Annotated in this window: 19 protein-coding genes and 2 pseudogenes; 11 read left to right on the forward strand and 10 right to left on the reverse strand. The window is 70.3% G+C overall.

Translation table 11 applies throughout. The annotated features are described in order from the left end of the window. Positions 1-80: 80 nt before the first annotated feature. Positions 81-383: pseudogene (locus ACWGIF_RS35385) on the reverse strand (integrase core domain-containing protein); the annotation flags it as partial. A 47-nt stretch (positions 384-430) separates the two neighbouring features. Here ACWGIF_RS35385 and ACWGIF_RS35390 point away from each other — a divergent pair. Then, positions 431-1,838 (forward strand): annotated as a pseudogene (locus ACWGIF_RS35390) (IS30 family transposase). On the opposite strand, the gene ACWGIF_RS35395 reads toward ACWGIF_RS35390, so the two are convergent. From ACWGIF_RS35395 to ACWGIF_RS35405, 3 genes are all read right to left on the reverse strand, one after another. After that, the gene (locus tag ACWGIF_RS35395; RefSeq protein WP_453503705.1) at positions 1,786-2,394 is read right to left on the reverse strand and encodes an IS3 family transposase; all 609 of its coding nucleotides are present in this window, start codon (positions 2,392-2,394) and stop codon (positions 1,786-1,788) included. The pseudogene ACWGIF_RS35390 and the gene ACWGIF_RS35395 sit on opposite strands and share 53 nt — an antisense overlap. 52 nt (positions 2,395-2,446) lie before the next feature. Continuing rightward, entirely contained in the window at positions 2,447-2,752 is a 306-nt protein-coding gene (locus ACWGIF_RS35400; RefSeq protein ID WP_453503684.1) for a transposase, read from the reverse strand. Positions 2,753-2,818: 66 nt separating this feature from the next. After that, on the reverse strand, positions 2,819-3,043 hold the full coding sequence (locus ACWGIF_RS35405; RefSeq protein WP_453503686.1) for a hypothetical protein: 225 nt from the start codon (positions 3,041-3,043) through the stop codon (positions 2,819-2,821). Positions 3,044-3,169: 126 nt separating this feature from the next. Between ACWGIF_RS35405 and ACWGIF_RS35410 the strand changes: the two genes are divergently transcribed. Next, positions 3,170-3,412 (forward strand): hypothetical protein, encoded by a 243-nt coding sequence (locus ACWGIF_RS35410; RefSeq protein ID WP_453503687.1) that lies wholly within the window; start codon positions 3,170-3,172, stop codon positions 3,410-3,412. Between the two features lie 111 nt (positions 3,413-3,523). Here the strand turns inward: ACWGIF_RS35410 and ACWGIF_RS35415 are convergent, their stop codons facing one another. The 3 genes from ACWGIF_RS35415 to ACWGIF_RS35425 all read right to left on the reverse strand — a co-directional run bounded on the left by ACWGIF_RS35415 (position 3,524) and on the right by ACWGIF_RS35425 (position 6,313). Beyond that, positions 3,524-5,227 carry a zeta toxin family protein gene (locus tag ACWGIF_RS35415; RefSeq protein WP_453503688.1) on the reverse strand — a complete coding sequence of 568 codons (1,704 nt, stop codon included), beginning with the start codon at positions 5,225-5,227 and terminating at the stop codon, positions 3,524-3,526. A gap of 110 nt (positions 5,228-5,337) precedes the next feature. Then, positions 5,338-5,739 carry a restriction system modified-DNA reader domain-containing protein gene (locus ACWGIF_RS35420; RefSeq protein WP_453503689.1) on the reverse strand — a complete coding sequence of 134 codons (402 nt, stop codon included), beginning with the start codon at positions 5,737-5,739 and terminating at the stop codon, positions 5,338-5,340. A 133-nt stretch (positions 5,740-5,872) separates the two neighbouring features. Then, complete coding sequence (locus tag ACWGIF_RS35425) at positions 5,873-6,313, reverse strand: hypothetical protein (protein WP_453503691.1); 441 nt, start codon at positions 6,311-6,313, stop codon at positions 5,873-5,875. 298 nt (positions 6,314-6,611) lie between these two features. Here ACWGIF_RS35425 and tap point away from each other — a divergent pair, with 298 nt between their 5' ends. The 3 genes from tap (at position 6,612) to ACWGIF_RS35440 (ending at position 9,780) form a co-directional block, all read left to right on the forward strand. Continuing rightward, positions 6,612-8,822: a telomere-associated protein Tap gene (tap, locus tag ACWGIF_RS35430; protein ID WP_453503693.1), complete on the forward strand. Its 2,211-nt coding sequence runs from the start codon at positions 6,612-6,614 to the stop codon at positions 8,820-8,822. Positions 8,823-8,825: 3 nt separating this feature from the next. Beyond that, the gene (gene tpg / locus ACWGIF_RS35435; protein ID WP_052876053.1) at positions 8,826-9,386 is read left to right on the forward strand and encodes a telomere-protecting terminal protein Tpg; all 561 of its coding nucleotides are present in this window, start codon (positions 8,826-8,828) and stop codon (positions 9,384-9,386) included. Between the two features lie 178 nt (positions 9,387-9,564). Continuing rightward, entirely contained in the window at positions 9,565-9,780 is a 216-nt protein-coding gene (locus tag ACWGIF_RS35440; RefSeq protein WP_453503695.1) for a hypothetical protein, read from the forward strand. Positions 9,781-9,798: 18 nt separating this feature from the next. On the opposite strand, the gene ACWGIF_RS35445 is transcribed toward ACWGIF_RS35440, so the two are convergent. Beyond that, entirely contained in the window at positions 9,799-10,203 is a 405-nt protein-coding gene (locus ACWGIF_RS35445; protein WP_453503696.1) for an STAS domain-containing protein, read from the reverse strand. Positions 10,204-10,387: 184 nt separating this feature from the next. Between ACWGIF_RS35445 and tpg (ACWGIF_RS35450) the strand changes: the two genes are divergently transcribed. The 6 genes from tpg (ACWGIF_RS35450) (at position 10,388) to ACWGIF_RS35475 (ending at position 13,856) form a co-directional block, all read left to right on the forward strand. Further along, positions 10,388-10,975 (forward strand): telomere-protecting terminal protein Tpg, encoded by a 588-nt coding sequence (tpg, locus tag ACWGIF_RS35450; RefSeq protein WP_266449225.1) that lies wholly within the window; start codon positions 10,388-10,390, stop codon positions 10,973-10,975. Between the two features lie 101 nt (positions 10,976-11,076). After that, a complete protein-coding gene (locus tag ACWGIF_RS35455; RefSeq protein ID WP_453503698.1) occupies positions 11,077-11,850 on the forward strand; it encodes a hypothetical protein in 774 nt (257 codons plus the stop codon). Beyond that, positions 11,847-12,161 carry a hypothetical protein gene (locus ACWGIF_RS35460; protein ID WP_453503700.1) on the forward strand — a complete coding sequence of 105 codons (315 nt, stop codon included), beginning with the start codon at positions 11,847-11,849 and terminating at the stop codon, positions 12,159-12,161. Before ACWGIF_RS35455 ends, ACWGIF_RS35460 begins: the two co-directional genes overlap by 4 nt. A 372-nt stretch (positions 12,162-12,533) precedes the next feature. After that, positions 12,534-12,950: a hypothetical protein gene (locus ACWGIF_RS35465; RefSeq protein WP_331724988.1), complete on the forward strand. Its 417-nt coding sequence runs from the start codon at positions 12,534-12,536 to the stop codon at positions 12,948-12,950. A gap of 241 nt (positions 12,951-13,191) precedes the next feature. Then, positions 13,192-13,458: a hypothetical protein gene (locus tag ACWGIF_RS35470; protein WP_266449231.1), complete on the forward strand. Its 267-nt coding sequence runs from the start codon at positions 13,192-13,194 to the stop codon at positions 13,456-13,458. Beyond that, positions 13,458-13,856 (forward strand): hypothetical protein, encoded by a 399-nt coding sequence (locus ACWGIF_RS35475; RefSeq protein WP_453503701.1) that lies wholly within the window; start codon positions 13,458-13,460, stop codon positions 13,854-13,856. The genes ACWGIF_RS35470 and ACWGIF_RS35475 overlap by 1 nt, the downstream gene beginning before the upstream one ends. 910 nt (positions 13,857-14,766) lie before the next feature. Here ACWGIF_RS35475 and ACWGIF_RS35480 read toward each other — a convergent pair. Further along, complete coding sequence (locus tag ACWGIF_RS35480) at positions 14,767-15,186, reverse strand: helix-turn-helix domain-containing protein (protein WP_052876035.1); 420 nt, start codon at positions 15,184-15,186, stop codon at positions 14,767-14,769. Continuing rightward, positions 15,180-15,830, reverse strand: coding sequence for a replication/maintenance protein RepL (locus tag ACWGIF_RS35485; protein ID WP_453503703.1), 651 nt, complete (start codon positions 15,828-15,830; stop codon positions 15,180-15,182). The genes ACWGIF_RS35480 and ACWGIF_RS35485 overlap by 7 nt, the downstream gene beginning before the upstream one ends. Positions 15,831-16,778: the final 948 nt, after the last annotated feature.

Raw genomic sequence — 16,778 nt, forward strand, 5'->3', positions numbered from 1 at the left:
ACTCACGGCAGTACCGCCGGCCCACCCCACCAGAGCCCACGACCCAGATCATCCAGCCAGCCAGACCCCAAAACCAGCCTTCAAAAACAACCACTCAGGGTAGTTGCTGCTGGTTGGAGGTCGTTCTCGTAGGCGATCGGAGATCGCTGGCCGAGGCGGGAGTGCCGGCGGCGGGTGTTGTATCGGGTCAGCCAGCGGAAGGCGTCGAGTCGCGCTTCATGCTCGTTCGACCAGCCTTTGCGGCCTTTGAGCGTTTCTCTCTTGAAGGCGGCGTTGAAGCTTTCCGCGGCGGCGTTGTCCGCGCTGGACCCGATCGCGCCCATGCTCTGCCGGACCCCTGCTGACCTGCAGATTTCAGCGAAGGCCCTACTCGTGTATTGGGCGGATTCAATCGGTCGTCGCAACACCTCTGTGAGCTGGAGGTTTGCGGATGGGTGTGGGGAATCGACAGCGGTCGGTGCGGGAGTATCGCGGGCAGATGCCTTCGCCTGGTCGGCCGAGCGTCGCCCGGCGTGAGGACCGGGTCCGGTTCTGGCAGGCGATCGCGAGCGGGCTGAGCTCAGTGGACGCGGCGGCTGCGATCGGGGTCTCGCCGGCCGTGGGGTCGCGGTGGTTTCGTCATGCTGGCGGGGTGAATCCATCTCTGGCCCCGACCGTCTCGGGCCGATACCTGTCGTTTGCCGAGCGGGAAGAGATCGCTCTGCTGCGTGCCCGAGACTTCGGCGTGCGGGCGATCGCGTTGCGTCTGGGGCGTTCGCCCTCGACGATCTCGCGGGAGCTGCGGCGCAACGCCTCGACCCGGACCTACCATCTGGAATACCGGGCCTCGCCGGCGCAGTGGCACGCCGAGCGGCGCGCTCAGCGGCCGAAGACGGCCAAGCTGGTGGCCAACCAGCGCCTGCCCCACTACGTCCAGGAGCGGCTGGCCGGAACCCTCGTCCAGGCGGGTGGACGGCACGACGATCGAGGGTCCACAGGTGCCGCCGTGGAAGGGCCGGAACAAGCCGCGGCGGCAGGACCGGCTCTGGGCCACTGCGTGGAGCCCGGAGCAGATTTCGCAGCGGCTCAAGGTGGACTTCCCCGATGATGAGTCCATGCGCATCTCCCCGGAGGCCATCTACCAGGCCCTTTACGTGCAGGGGCGCGGAGCGCTCAAGCGCGAGCTGGTCGCCTGCCTGCGCACCGGACGCTCACTGCGCGTCCCGCGGGAACGCTCCAGGCAGAGCATCCGTGGGCATGTGACCGCTGATGTGCTGATCAGCGAGCGGCCCGCCGAGGCCGAGGACCGGGCTGTCCCGGGCCACTGGGAAGGCGATCTCATCATCGGCACTGGCCGGTCCGCGATCGGCACGCTCGTGGAGCGCAGTACCAGGTTCACGATGCTGTTGCACCTGCCGCGGATGGAGGGCTTCGGTACCGAACCGCGCACCAAGAACGGACCCGCATGGGCCGGCCGGGGCGCTGCGGCCGTGAAGGACGCGATCACCGCCACGATCACCACACTGCCCGAGCAGCTACGCAGGTCACTGACCTGGGACCGCGGCACGGAACTGGCCCAGCACGCCCAACTCCGCATCGACAGTGGGCTCCAGGTCTACTTCGCTGACCCGCACAGCCCCTGGCAGCGCGGCACCAACGAGAACACGAACGGTCTGCTGCGGCAATACTTCCCCAAGGGCACGGACCTGTCCCGCTGGGACGTCGAAGAACTCCAGGCCGTCGCCGCCACCCTCAACAAAAACAGACCCCGCAAGACCCTCGGGTGGAAGACCCCCGCCGAAGCCCTCAACGAGCACCTCCTATCTCTCCAGGTAGCTGGTGTTGCGACGACCGATTGAATCCGCCTTGCGAGCCGTGATCGGTGTGCATCACCGCTCCGGTCAGGCTCCCGCGGGTCCGCTCGGCTGCCGCGAGGGCGTCGGTGACGAGTTCTGTCCGCATGTGGTCGGCGATGGCCCATCCGGCCAGCCGGCGTGAGGCGAGGTCGATGACGGTCGCGAGGTAGAGCGGCTTCGAGCCGCTCACCGGCAGATATGTGATGTCGCCGACGTACTTGGTGTTCACCTCGGTCGCGGTGAAGTCACGGCCGATCAGATCTGGTGCCTTCGGCGCCGCTTGGTCCGCGAGGGTGGTGCGGTGCCGGCGGCGCAGGCGGACTCCCTCGAGCCCGATGGTCCGCATGATCCTGGCGACCCGCTTGTGGTTGACCGCCGGGCCGCCCTCGTCACGGAGCTCGGCGGTGATCCTGGGGGCTCCGTAAGTGCCGTCGGATTCCTGGTGGGCCTTGCGTATCCGGGCTGCGAGCCCGGCCTCGGCGGTCTGCCGGGCCGCTCTTGCGGCCGCGGTGCGGCGCCAGGAGTAAAGCTCGAGCGGGAGAGGCCGAGGATGTCGCAGAGCCGCTTCACGCCGTGACGGCGCTGGTGATCTTCAACGAACTGGCAGCGGGTCACCAGCGCGTCTCCGTCGCGAAATACCGGGCCGCCTTGCGGAGAATGTCGCGCTCTTCCTCCAGCTCGCGGATCCTCTTCCGGGCCGCGGCCAGCTCCGCCTGAACGTCGTCACCGCTGGCCAGCACGGCGGCCGGCTGCGTCGAGTGGGCGCCGGGCCGGCGCCCGTCGGCGGCCCGGATCCAGTTCCGCAACGTCTCGGTGTTCACCCCGAGATCACCGGCGACCGACTTGACCGTCGCCCCCGGCCTCGACCGGTACAACGCGACCGCGTCCGCCTTGAACTCGGCGGGGTAATGCTTCATCCCCACGGGGACTCCGTTCTCCTGGACCATCAAGATCCAAGTGTCTCCGGTGTCCAACATCCGGGGTCAAGGCCCGCCCACTCCGTGAAACGTGATCAGGTTGCTGCGGGGGGCTTCGAGGTCTTCCACGTTGAAGGCCCGGCCGGCGATGTGTCGCAGGTGTTCCCCCAGCGCGGCCGCCACGGCGACCCACTGGCCGTGCCGGTCGGTGAACGCCTCCTCGACCGTGAACGACGGGTCGTTGGCGCTGAACAACGAACGCAGGTCCATGGTCCCCCCAAGGATGATCATTGGCGGTCCCAGCCTAGGCGTCCGGGCCGCAGGCCGTGACGGCTTGCGCAACGCGAGCACCCTGAAGGCATCGTCTTGGCCAGGGACAATGACGTTCCCGCCACCTCCCGATACAAAGGAAATCCCTTGCCAGAGCAGTGGAGTCCTCAGGCCGCCGAAGAGGCTGTACTGGCCGTGACCAGGTGGTACGCCGAGCAGATCAGGAAGGAACAACAGAGCGGGGCGGACCCGGAGCGGCTGAAGACCCTGAAGGACGGCATGGCCGTGTGCGTCGCCGACCTGGAAGCACTCCGGGACGGCGGGCCGGAGGAAGCAGCCGAGATCGGGGCCCGCTACGCGGTCCGTGCCCAGGAGCTGGAGGGCCAGTAGCCGGAGCCCTTCCGGGCGGGCAGCAGGGCTGTGCTGAGCGTGGAGGCAAGGATCCGCGGCCGAAGCTGCGCCGGCATCAGCGGCCAGGCCAGGGCGGCGATCTCGACGAAATCAGACCAGTACTGCGGCAGCTCGCCCTTCAGCCGCTTGAAGGGAGGCCAGGAGGTGGGCGGCTTCGGCGGGCGTGTAGGGGCGGTGCTGCTCGGCCTCCAGGACGTCCCCGCCCCGGGCCGGCTTGCTCCAGGCCCCGCCAGGGGTCCGTTCGTTGCGGTACAGGGCGGTCAGGTCGCGGCGGATGACGGAGACGCAGTGCACGTACGGCGAATCCTCCGCCGCGCGAACCACGTCGGGGATGACGCGGAAGGTGTTGGCGTGGGCGGCGGCCGCGGTGAAGCGGGGGGCAACGCCCATGCGGGCCACCTCGGCGCACCGCGTTGCGGTACCCAGCCTGCTGTCCGCCGCCCGCGCCCCGATCACGACCAGCTCCACCCGGCGCCCCGCCCGGTGGTCGCGGCGCGCACTGTTGAGGAAGTGATCGACGCTGTCGGGGGCGATCTCGATCAGCATGTCGCCACGTCGTGCACGGACGTGGGCTTCTGCCATCTCCTGCCAGGCCCGGTAATCGGCCCTGATCCGCGCGGACGCCGTACGCGGCTCCTCCCGCAGGAGCTGGCGGTAGTCGGGGTGCAGGGACTTGAACGTGCCGCCCTCGATCCCGGTGGGACGCCGCGTGCGCAGCGCACGGCGCAGTGCCCGCGCCGTGTGCGACTTCCCGGATCCTTGCGGACCCATCACGTAGAGGCTGACCGGGTCGTCGTGCGGCGTGATGTTGCCCAGGAACATGGGGACGATCAGCTCGTCGAAAACCCAGGCGTGCTCACTGGCGGACAGCCGGTAGTAGTCGACACCCGGCGCCACCCTGAGCGGCTGGGCCCGCCTTCGCACCGGTTCGGCCAGCGCGAACGCACGCTCCAGGCCGCCGGCTACCGCCAGACGCCGCTCCGGCGCGAGCGGATGTAACCGCTGCTCCGCGCTGACCAGCCGGCGCCTAAAGACCCAGGACTCCGGGGCCGTCCACGGCCGCGCCCACTCGGCGGTCAACGCCTTGCAGGCGCCTGCGGCTTCGCGCCAGGACGCTTTGTCCGCGGTGAGCTCGTTGCGGTACAGGACATGAAGGCCGCGGCGGACCACCATGACCTGGTCCGCGAGCCGGTCAGCCTCGACGGCCTGAAGGAACAGGGGCAGGTTGCGCGTGCACTTGTCGAAGTTGCCCCAGGACACGGACCGGCCCACGCCCTGCTCGTCGACCTGATCCAGGTACCGGTCCAACCCGCTGAGCTGCGCTTCGGCCTCCGCGACCGCGAGCGCCACCAGTTCGACGCGGTAGCCGTCCGCACGGTAGACGCGGGCCTTCGCGCACGCCTCATCGATGTCGGCGACGGGCTCTTCGAGCACCACGTCGAAGCGCCGGCTCCGGGCGTATGCCTCGACCTCGGCCTGCCACCGCAGGACGTCCGGGCGCACCCGCACCCCTGCGGTGCGGTCATCGGCGCGCATGAGGGTGTCGTAGAGGGGGTGGGCCTTCTTGTAGAGGTCGCGGCCGATGAGGACCGCGCCGCCCCGGCGGCCGAGGACCTCCAGCAGGAGGTCGCACAGCGCGGACTTCCCGCTGCCCGCGGGTCCGGCGACGATCACGACCACCGGGTGGTCCTGCGGGACGGCGTCCCGGGTCCAAGTCGGCAGGATCTGCGCCGTCAGGATCGTCTCGTGCTGGTCCTCGGCCAACTCGACGGGAACGATGTCCTCGTCTCTCATCACCGTTCCGCTGCCCTCTCCTGCGGCCTTCTGCTTGATCCCGGTCGGTGTTCCCGCCTTCGTGCCGTGCCCGGTGCGAATCCGGGCACGGCACGAAGGCGAGGGAGGTCCTACTGGGCGTCGAGCCGGCTGCGCAGCTTGTCGAGGGTGACTCCCTCGCGGGTCTGCCACAGGGTCCACCCGTTGATGACGTTGCCCGTGACCGCCTCGGCGGCCTTGGAGGGGGAGGGGAACGTCGAGGAGTGGCCGTCGACGATCAGCTGGCCGTCGGCGGTCACGACCGCGCGGCCCGACCGGTTCGCGCGGCGCTGGTGGAAGGTCAGCTCGGTGCCCGCTTCGAGGAGTCCGGCCTGCATCAGGGCGGCGAGGGGCCCGTGCGGGACGACGGTGGCCGCCTCGGAGGAGGGTTCGCCTCCTCCGAGGGTCAGGGTGACGTGGATGGTGTCGTCGTTGCTCGCGCTGGCGAGGCTCGCGATGACGGCGGGGTTGAAGTGGATGCTGAGGGTGGCCATGAGCACTCCTGCCGATAACGGCCCGAAGGCCGAATCACTCGCTTTCTCTTTGATCGTAAGCAGCGTAAGCAGCTCGCGTCAACTTCGATTCCGAGCGGTTCAGCAGAAGAACGAGAAGGACCCGGATCCGGATTCAGGCGGCGTCTGGCTGCGGGGCGCGGACGGGGTTGCGCTGGACGTCGAACTCGTTCAGGGCCGCGTTCAGGCGGGCGGCGACCTCGGGCAGGGTGTGCTTGCCCCCGGCGAGCCAGCGCAGGTACGGCGCCGCGCCCTGGAGCAGGCCCGAGCGCGGGTAGCTCACCACCAGGGCGCGGTGGGTGCCCCGGGCCAGTTGGTGGCTCCAGGAGTCGACGTCGACCTCATCCTCGGGTGCGGCGACGTGCCCGTCGACGAAGCTGCCCTCGGTGGTGGTGCAGCAGTTCCATCCGCGGTCGATGACGCACCGCTCGCAGGCGAGGGTGCCGAGCATGTCCGGGTAGCGGCGCTGCCACTCGCCATCGAGGGCGACGACGTCCCCGGCGAGCGGGATGTTCTTGGCGCACAGGCAGCACCTGATGCAGAACGCTACGGACACGGTGAAGCTCCCAATCACCTCGTGGGCCGGACCCGCTCAGCCTGGCAGCCGGCCCCCGTCCTGCAACGTCGCCATGCCGCCTCGGTGCTCACCGCCGCTGTGCGTACAACACGCACTGCAACAGACCGCTGCAACAGAGAACTGCAACGCACCGCGTTGCGGCCCTGACCTGCATGAACAGCTGTTGCACGGCTTACCCGCACCCGTGTTGCAATCTCTCCGTATTGCGCGATCCATGCGCGATTCGATGCGCGAATCAACGCGCGATCGGGTATGATGTCTATTGGAGGTGACCTCTGTGTCCACTGAGAACGAGCTGTTCAGCGCCGTTGATGCGCTGCTGGAGCAAGTCGCGCAGGACGACCTGCCGAACCCCGCGGAGCGTAAGCGTCTGCGGGAGGCGGCGGGCCTGAGCCAGGCGCAGATCGCCACGGTGCTGAACGCCCGCCGGGAGGCCGTGGGGAACTGGGAGATCGGCAAGACCGAGCCGCGGCCGCCGAAAAGGGCCGCGTACGCCCGACTCCTGGAGGGCCTCGCCGCCCGCTTCCCCGCCCCAGCCTCCGACGCGCCCGCCGCTGCCCCGGCGCCGGTGGTCCCGGAGGCGTTCACCGGCCCCTCGCCCGTTCCCGCCCCGGCGGCCGAAGCGCCGGCGCCCCCGGCACCCGTTGCTGCGGTACGCCCGGCGCCCGCCGCGAAGCCCGCGGCGTCGTCCCGGCGTCCGGGTGCGAAGAAGGCGGCGCCGAAGAAGACCACCACGACGACGGCCGCCGCCGACCCGCGATTCGAGAACGGCCCGCTCGCCGTCCTCGACGTCGAGGACGGCCAGGTCGTGGCGTACTGCGTCGACGGCCTGGTCCTGGACGTGCCCGCCAAGACTCTGCCGGCGCTGGTCGACTGGACGCTGACCGAGGCGAGGCTCGGGCAGGCCCGTCTGCACCGCAGCGGCTACGACGCCGACCCGATGCTTGTCCTCACTCCGGCCGCGCTGGAGCGCTACGGCCTGCCCACCACCCTCACGCCTGAGGAGCGCAGCGCCGGACGCCTCAACGACCGGCACAAGGTCATCAAGCAGGTCGAGCGCGCCGGGCTGGAGCTCACCAAGCGCGGCTTCGGCGCGTGGACGCGGATCTTCTACCGGCCCGAAGACGGCAAGCGTCGCTGCGTGCAGCTGTGCATCCCGGCCTGGGGCGCGCTGCCCACGAGCGAGTGGGACGACAAGAAGGACCCGCAGCTGCCGACGATGTCGGCAGCGGACCTCGCGCGGTTCCTCGGCTCGTACGCGGAGCGGGTGATCACGCCGCGCGGCTTCACGGCGACCACCGGCCTGGCGCTGATGACGGCGCTGCGCCCGCCGACCCGCGCGGAGAAGGACGAGGAGACCGGCACGTTCGAGCGGGCCTTCAACGCCGACGCCCTGACGCAGGTGTATCCCGTGGTGGAGTGCGAGGTGCCCGACGAGCACCCGATCCTGAAGGGGAAGTGGCCCCGGCACCACCAGCGGACCCCGGACCAGATGCTGATGGAGGAGCCGTTCAGCTGGTGCCGTGAGCTGACCGACGACGAGTGCCTGAAGCCGTACCTGGTCGGCATCGACGTCAACATGGCGTTCGCCGCCGCCGCCAACAGCCTCGTCGTCGGCCTGAACGGGCCCACCCACCTCACCGGCAACCCCGCCTTCGACAAGTCGCTGCCCGGCTCCTGGCTGGTCGACCTCTCCCACGTCGACCTCTCCCGCGCCCGCGTGGGCGGCCGCACCGTCGACGGCGACCGGCTCCCCTCCCCGTTCACCCCGTCCGGGGAGCGCCCCACCGGCCCGGCCTGGTACGCCACGCCGTCCGTCGCGTACGCGGTCCAGCTCGGCTTCGACGTCGCCCCGATCGAGGCGTACGTGCGCACCGAGACCGGCCGCTACCTGGACCCCTGGTACGACCGGCTGCGCGACGCCTACCTCGCGACGATGGCCGACCTCGGCGTCACCCCCGGCATGGACGACCACGAGTTCCTCGAGGCGATGGCCGCCGTCAAGGACGGCGACCCGGCGCTGAAGCTGCTGCTGAAGGCGATCAAGGCGACCGCGAAGGGCGGCATCGGCAAGCTGCGCCAGCGCAACAGCCGCGGCGAGGTCCCGTTCTACGAGCCGTGGCCGGCCCTTGAGCGCGAGACGTGGCGCCCCGACATCCGGGCCGCCGTCCTGTCGACCGTCCGCGTGATCATGCACCGCAAGATGATGAAGACCGCCGCCGCGGCCGACATCTACCCCGTCGCCATCGCCACCGACTGCATCGTCTACCCCTCCAACGGGCCCTCCCCGCTCGACCTCCTCCCGTACACGCCCGACGGCAAGCCGGCCACCGGCACGTTCCGCCTCGGCGTCTCGCCCGGGATGGTCAAGTGGGAGGGAACCCAGACCGTGCTGTGGGCCGAGGAGCAGTTCGAGAAGAACGGCGGCCTGTTCAACATCGCCCGGAACATCAAGAACGGCCGCCCGGCCGACGACGACGGGGAGTAGACGATGGTCAGCTCGCTCGGGGACAGCCTGGACCGCGCTCTGGAGAAGGTGTTCACCCGCCCCGCCCCCAAGAGCGCCCAGGCGCAGATGAAGTACCTGGTCAAGCAGCTCAAGGGCACCAAGGCGGCCGCAGCCGCACTCGGGGTGTCCCAGCGGACCGTGGAGCGGTACGTCAAGGGACAGCTGAAGCGGCCCCGCCACGACCTCGCCGCCCGCATAGAGCGCGAGGTCAAGAAGCGCTGGCAGCCGCAGCTGAGGGCCAAGGCCAAGAAGAAGGCCGCCTCCACCGACGGCATCGTGCTGACCACCACGGCCCGATTCGGGTACACCGCCGACGACAACACCACGGACGACGCCCGCCTGCGCGCCCTGCCCTCCCAGGCCCTCCCCCCGCAGTACGCGGAGAAGCTGTTCACCGCCCGGGAGAACGGCGCCAGCGAGCAGGACCTCCTGAAGATCGCCGCTGAAGCCCTCGGCCAGGTGTACTTCCGCGACGGCGGCCGCCGCGCCCACGGCCTGAAGGTGGAGTTCACCGACATCCAGGAGATCCGGATCGACCTCTAGCCCAGAGACTCCCCTGGGGGCGCCCCCAGCCCCGCCGGTACACCCGAGGCCCCGCACTGCGCCGCTGCGCCTGTGCGGGGCCTCAAGGGCCGTCCAGGCCGTACCGGGGCGGCTCCCGGTGTCACCCGTTCGGGCGCCGACGGGTGCCGCGTGCGCGGACGGGACGGAGGCTGGGCGCATGGCCGCCAAGTTGATCGTCTACCCGCCGGACGCACAGGGCTGGCGCCGGGTCCGCTACGACGGCACCGCCATCGGGGTCGCACACCGGCCATCCGACATCCGCGTCTTCCCCGCCGAGGCCGGGCTCGAGAACGCCGAGGACGTCGACCTCACCGACCCCGACTTCGTGGAGTGGAGAGGCGCCGGCCCCGAGGAGTGGGAACCGTCCGTGTGAGAAACGGACCGAGCCTCGCTAGACGCCGGACAGCCAGCCGGCACCGAAATCCGAGAGTTCGCGTGCGCGCTGCGCCCGCTCCTCGATCAGCCGGCGAAAGCCCGCCACGGCGTACCGCTCGCCGGTGGCCGAGCCGCGCCCGCGGATGCCCGCGACATCGGCCATGAACTGCTGGGGCTGGGGCTGCCAGCCGACGACCACGACGCGCAAGCCCAGGCTCTCCGCCCGCCGGTGCAGGGCCAGCAGGTGGAGCAGACCGTCGGCGTCCATGGACACCGCGCCGTGTAGGTCGACCGTGAGGTCCCGCTCGTCGGCGGTGACGTCGTCCAGCGCCCGTTGCAGCACCGCGCCCGCGTCCTCATCGAGTGCCCCGGTGACGCTGACCAGGACCGTGCCGTGACGCTGGACGTTCGTGGTGATCAATGCGCTCTCCTCCCGCCCGGGGCGCCGGCGCCCTCGGGCCTCCCCATCCTGGCCCGGCGTACCCCGGACGGCTGCGCGGCTCGCTGACGCTCCGACACCAACGTGGACGCTGCGGCCCCTCCCCCTAGGTACCGCCCCGGCGACACATCCCTTATCCACAGGGGCGGTCCTGGAGGCTCCAGGGATGAGCAACGACAACACCGCAGCGCGGGCCCTGCTGCGCGACAAGATCCTCGACGGCCTGCGACGCGCGGAGCGCACCCTGTTCACCCGTCCCGCGCCGAAATCCGCACGGGCCCAGATGAAATTCCTTCGCACGCGAGAGGGCGGCTCCTCGAAGTCCCTGGCGGAGCGCCTGGGCGTCTCCCGCAAGACGGTGGACCGCTACCTCTCCGGAGCCACGAAGAAGCCGCAGAAGCGTCTCCAGGCCGCCCTGACGCAGGAGACCGAGGCGGAGTGGCAACCGCAGGTCAAAGCGCAGGCGAGGCAGCGCGCGGCCAGCTCGGCGGGGCTCGTCATCTCCACCACCGCCTACTTCGGGTTCGGTTCGGAAGGCTCTGACGCGGGCCGGATGCGGGACATCCAGGTCGCCGTATCGCCCTCCCACGCCGCCGCGATCCTCGCCGCCAGGGACACCGGCGCGACGGACAGTGAGCTGCACGACGCCGTCGCCGAGGCCATAGCGGACGCCTATTTCCGCGTCGAAGGTGGCGGGCGCGCGGGCCTGAAGGTGCGTATCGAGGCAGTCGAGCGGTTGGATATCGCGTTTTAGACACACGGAATTCACCCCTGCTATAAACCTGGAGTGACAGCCCGCCGTCGTGCACTCGGGCGGCGGGCTCCCTTTTCTTTTCCGTGGTGAAAGCGAGAGCCATGATGAGCAACACGACCGATGGCTGGCGGCGGCGACGCCTCCCCGACACCCGCGCCCAAGGCCCACGCACGCCGATCGACCCGGCGAAGATCGGCCGGTCCTCGGTCCGGCGCCGCGCCCGGGGCATGACGCACCGCGAAGCGTTCCAAGCCCTTGCCGACGCCCAGATCGAGGCGCACCTGGACCGCCGATACGAAGAGGCGGCCGACCACAGCAGCCGCCGCGCGGCCGAGCTCGCCGAGTGGGAGCGCATCGCGCAGCTCGTCTTCAGGGCCGGCGGTCCGTACGACCCTGACGACGACGCCGTCGTCCAGGAGGAGCTCGCCGCCGAAGCCGCGGCCGCCGAAGCCCGGGAGGCCGAGCAGCGGGCGGCGGCCCGAGTCGCCGCCCGCGCCGACCAGCTCCAGGCGCTGCGTGAACGGGGCACCCTCGAGCAGACCGAACCCCGGGAGGGCGACGAGGCCGCCCTCGACGAGCTCACCCGCCGCGCCGGGTCCTACGTGCAGCCGGACGTCGACGCCTGGCTCGCCCGCGCCCTCGCCGCGCACCGGGGGCACTACGCCGACCCGGCCGCCCGCGACGCCGCAGCCGGCCTGTTGCACCCGCCGGTCCTCGCCCACGCCGCGCTGCTCGCCGCCCTCACCCAGCTCGTCCCCGGCGCCGACGTCGACCAGCTGCCGTTCGCGGCCCGGCTCGCCGCCGCCGACTCCGAGGCCGTCGGCGAGCTCGCCGCGTTCCTCACCCGCGCGCTCACCGCGGGGAGCCCGGCATGAACCACGACCAGGAGGTCGTCGCCGTCTGGGAGGAGCACAGCGACATCGGCCACCACTACGAGGAACTGCGCGCTGATGGGACGGTCGACGCCTGGACGGAGCCGCCCTTCGGTGAGACCCGCTACCCCGGCGAGGACGACCCCGACCACAATCCGATCTGCTCCTGCCCCGGGCAGTGGCCGCTCGCCTTCTGCCTGGAGTGCGCCGGCTGCGACAACTGCGGGCAGTGCCCGTGCAGCCGCCCGCGCCTGCTGTGCGTCACCCGGAGCGACAACAACACCCCTCACAGCCCACCTCACACCAGGCTGTGAGGGCGCGGCAGAGTGTCCCTATATGCCCTGTTGGCCTATGTGGTGGCAGCCTGTTTTCCCAGGTGGCCAGGATCGCGAAGGGTGTTGTGAGTCGGGTGGCCGCAGAACATGTCACGCTCACCCAGCGTCACATCGGAGGTGTCACGCCCGCCTGTCACGCTCGCCGGGCGACGGGCAGGGCCGCACCCCCGAATGTCTGAATTGAATCTTTTGGGATGGCGGCGCGGGCCCGAACCCCCGCTCCAGGGCTCTTCCGGCGTGACACCCGACGGCGTGACACCCCGCCCGGCAGCCCGCGCCCTCCATCACGCTCCGCTTCCATCGTGACCGGCACGGCCCGCAGGCCCGGCAGTGGGGGAGCACTCTGGAAGGGTGCGCACGAAGGACGTACGGGTCGGCCAGACCTACCGCTGCGAGGTGCCGTACTCGCTGCCGCTCGGCCGATTCCGGCCGGAGACGATGGGCCCCTCGTGGTGGACCCTGAGCTGGCTCCGCGGCACCCACTTCCCGCTGACCGTCGTGGACATCGACCCACAGGCTCGGACCGTGGAGGGCCTGCGCGTGGCCACCTCCACCCGCGTCACGGTCGACCTCACCGACGACCAGGTCCAGGCCGTCGGCCTGCCGCCCGGCCGCGGCTACCAGGTCGCGGGCATGCTCCTCGACGTCGAAGGCGAGCCGGTGGAGCTCCCCCGAGCCGTCTCCCTCACCGTCCCGATCCGCTGGCTGCGCCCCACGGACACGCCCGCCTCCTCCAGCCACCACGACGCCTCTGTCCGCGGCGGCTGACTGCCGACACACGCCGGCGGGCGCGTTGCACCGATGCAACGCCCGACCGCCGGGAATGCAACAGACCCCGCGCAACGCATCCCCGCACGCCCTCTGTTGCAGCCTCTACCTGGGACTTTGCCAGTCATCCCGGGGAAGGTGGCGCGTGTTGCAAGGGGGCGTTGCACCCCTGACCGCAACCGGTCCAACGGGATGGGCCGGATCCCTCCCCGCGTTCCTCTACTGGCGGTAGAGTCGAGGGATGGCAGACGAAACGAGCATCAAGGTCAGCGCTGCGACACGTGACCGCCTGGCCTTGCTGGCGGCCGAGAACAACACCACGATCCGCAATCTGGTCGAGGCCCTTGCCGAGAGCCGGCCCACCCAGTCCGAGTTCGAGGAGCGCGCCGCGCAGGCCCGTGCCGAGCTCGCCTCCATCCTGGGCACGGCGCCCAGCGCGGAGGCCGAGGCGAAGGCCCGCGGCCTCCTGGAGCGCCTGGGCGCCAGCCAGGACTCGGCGGCCGCGTAGTGGCGGCCATCGCCGTCGTCCTGGACCACACGGCCGCCACCGCCCTGCACGATCCCAAGGACCCGTTCAACGAGGCCGTCGCGGCCTTCTACGTCCAAGCCTCCGGCGGCCTGGGCACGCTCTACGCCCCGGTGCTCTCGCTCACCGCCGGCGACACCGAGCGCCCCGGCCTGCTGGCCTACATCCACGGGCTCCGGTTCATCGAGATCGAGCCGTTCGACACCGCGGCCGCGCTCGCCGCCACCGAACTGCTGCACGTCGGGCACTCCTGGGCGGCCGTCCACGCCATCCACGCCGCCCGGCCTTCCACGGACTTCCCCGCCGGCCGGTACCTGCTGACCTTGGCCCCCGAGGCGTACGAGAACACCGGCATCCAGGCCGTCCACCCCGACCGGTAACCCGCCGCCCCGCTGCCCGTGACCGCCTTGCACCCCAATGTAGGTAGTACCTGTAGTGGTTATGTGCGGGTAGATCTCTCCCCCCTCTGAGAGCAGAGCTCGCCAGCGGGCACCACGTTCCACCACCCGCTCGGAGCCGATCCGCACCCCCACCTGGCCGTCCGATGATCCACAAGGCCCTGTGCGGCCCTCTGGGCGCGTTTCCCGCCCTCCGGGCTCCCCGTTGTCACATCTGGGCCCGTGAGGCGCTCAGCGGGGCGCACAGCGCCGCCTACGGGCTCAACGGGCCGATGCCGCCCAGAGGGTGTTCGTACGGCACACACCTGAGACGGATCGCCCCGGTGGTGGTCTGGCTGCTTCCCGCAGCGCGAGCTCCGCTCTTCAGGGGGGAGAGATATCCACCCGCACATAACCACTACAGGTACTACCTACGTTGGGGTGCAAGGCCCATGTCCGAGGGGCGACCGCTGAAGGCTCCCGGGCAGAGCGCCGGCTTCCGCCGATGACGCCCCCGGGCTGGAGGAAGACGCCTCTCGCTGCACCGTGCAGCGCCTTGCACCCTTCGCGGCCGGGCCGGTGCAGCAAGGTGTGCTGCACCGGCTGCTGCTCCTGGTGGTGAAGAGTGCAAGGCCCTGCTGCTGTGCGGCTGCTCGGGATGCCGGAGAGCGATGACACTTCAGCGCCGCTCCAGGTGCGCACGGGTGCTGCTCGGGTAGCAGGTGGTGCTGCAGACGGCAGCAGGACGTGTAGCAAGCGGTCGTTTGGTTGCTGCATTTCCGCCCGCTTGACCTGCGCGTTTCCCGCCCGCGGGAACCGTGTGCACGGATCTGACACACCGTTCCCGCAACACGAAAGCGGCGCCGCTCCCTCGCGATGAGGGCGCGGCGCCGGTTCGGCGGAGAGGGCCGGCCTACCCGGCGGCGCGGATCGCCCGGAGGGGCGCCTGCGGCTGACGCTTCGGCGGGGGAGTCTCGTACAGGGGGGCGGTGATCTCGGGCAGCTCACCGGTGGCGATGCGCTCGGAGGCGTCCTCGATCGCTTCCTCCAGCTCCTCTTGGGAGGCGTAGGAGGCGACGTACGGGTGGAGGTAGTACGTGCGGTACTTGCGATCCTCGGGCCGCAGCACCAAGTTCCGGCTCTCCAGCAGCGCCATGGCGGTGTTCGCCGAGTTGCGGGACAGGCCCACGCGGGCCCCCAGCTCGGCCTGGGAGGCGTTCACCTCACCGCCGGGCTCCTGGCGCTCGATGAGGACGCTCAGCAGCTCCATCGCGGCCTTGGTGAGGTCCAGCCGGTACAGCATTCCGAAACCGGCGCTCGCCTGGATCAGCATGCCTGTCCCTCCTTCTCGACACCCTCATCGTCCCCGTCTTCGGACCCGAGCTCCAGCTGCACGCTGCGCGGTGCCGGCGGCGGCTTCACTTCGGGGAAGGCTCCCTCTGCCGCGCCGTTGCGCAGTGCCTCCAGGATCTCCTGCTGGACGTCGCCGTTGCCCTCGAAGCCGAGCAGCGGGTTCACGAAGATCAGGCCGGTGTCGACGCGCTGGAGCATGTGCCACTCCTCCAGCCGCCCCAGCGCCCGGGTGACGTTCGAGCGCTCCACGCCCAGCTTGTCCGCGATCTTCTTGTGCGTGGCCTTCAGCCATCCCTCGCGCTGGCGGCCGATGCACCACAGCAGGACCGCGGACTGGATCGGCGACATGCCGTGCTGGGCGATCAGCACGGCCAGGACGTCGGCGAGGAAGTCGTTGGAGACCACGCTGTAGCCGGATCGGCCGTACATCTCATGGGGTGCGCGGTACGTGTACCGGACGTTGACGTCCATCTGCTGCACCGGCCGCTTGCGGGTCGGCGGCTTGATGTCCTGCCCCAGCCGGGAGGACAGGGTCTCGCGGAAGGCGCTGTCGCCGCAGGGCTGAACAGCGGCGATCCGGCCCGTGCTGCGGCCGGAGGCAGGGCGCTTGGGACGGGGGGCCATCGAAGGTCGTCCTGTTCCTCGATCTTGGGGGTCGCGGCGGACCCTAGCAGTTGTCCAACCACGGTTGGCAGATTTGTACATGCTGGCGTGGCGCTTTGGTGTCGAAGCCGACACAACCGATTTCGGGCCTGTTTCCTGGAAACCCGCCCCCACCAGCAACGATGCATGGTTATACAAGCCGGCTTGGCACATTTGGGTGTCGGTGTGGCACCACCAACACATTTCCGCAGGTCGATGTGTCAGCGCCGACACATACCCCTCGGAGAAACCGCAGGTCACAGGCGGTTTCTCGCAGCGGCCCTCTTTTCCCTAAGACGCACGCGCGCGCGAGGCTTCGACCAGGCCCTCACATGCGGGGGCCTTGCCGACACCAGACCCCAAGGGCGGGGCGCGGCCCGCCAGCGACGGAAGGCCCCGCGACACCGGCAGCTGCGCACGCAGTCACCGGAACGCCTCCGAGGCCGACACCCGGTCGTCCGCCGCACCCCGCCCGCGAAGGCCCCCCAGCGCTGCGCCTCGCGCGCGCTCCGTACCGCTTCGCACCCAGGGACCCGCCCCCTCCGGGCCTTCCTCAGGCCACCCGCGCAAGTAATCCGGTACCATTTGACTCGGGCCAATCAATTCACGATGCGTGGCACTTCCGGCACTATCTCCCGCCCTATCTGGCCGCAATAATTCCGGCTTTATTCCTACCCGTGATTTAGGTGGAGGTGTTGGGTGCCTCTCATTCCAGAATCAATCTAGCTCTCAGTTTGACGCATCGGACCATGACACGCGGGGTAGGCCCCCTTCGTCTGGGTGGTCGGCCCCCGTGCTTCCGCTCTCTCCCCGACGACCCGTCACCCCCTCTCCTCTTGCCGCCGCTTGCACCTCACCCCCGTCCGGCCTGATGGCTGGTCTACTGCCTGCCTGGTCTAGGCCCGTGCGGAGCGCGGGCGGTGGCTGGAG

This window comes from Streptomyces sp. NPDC054849 (assembly GCF_053610945.1).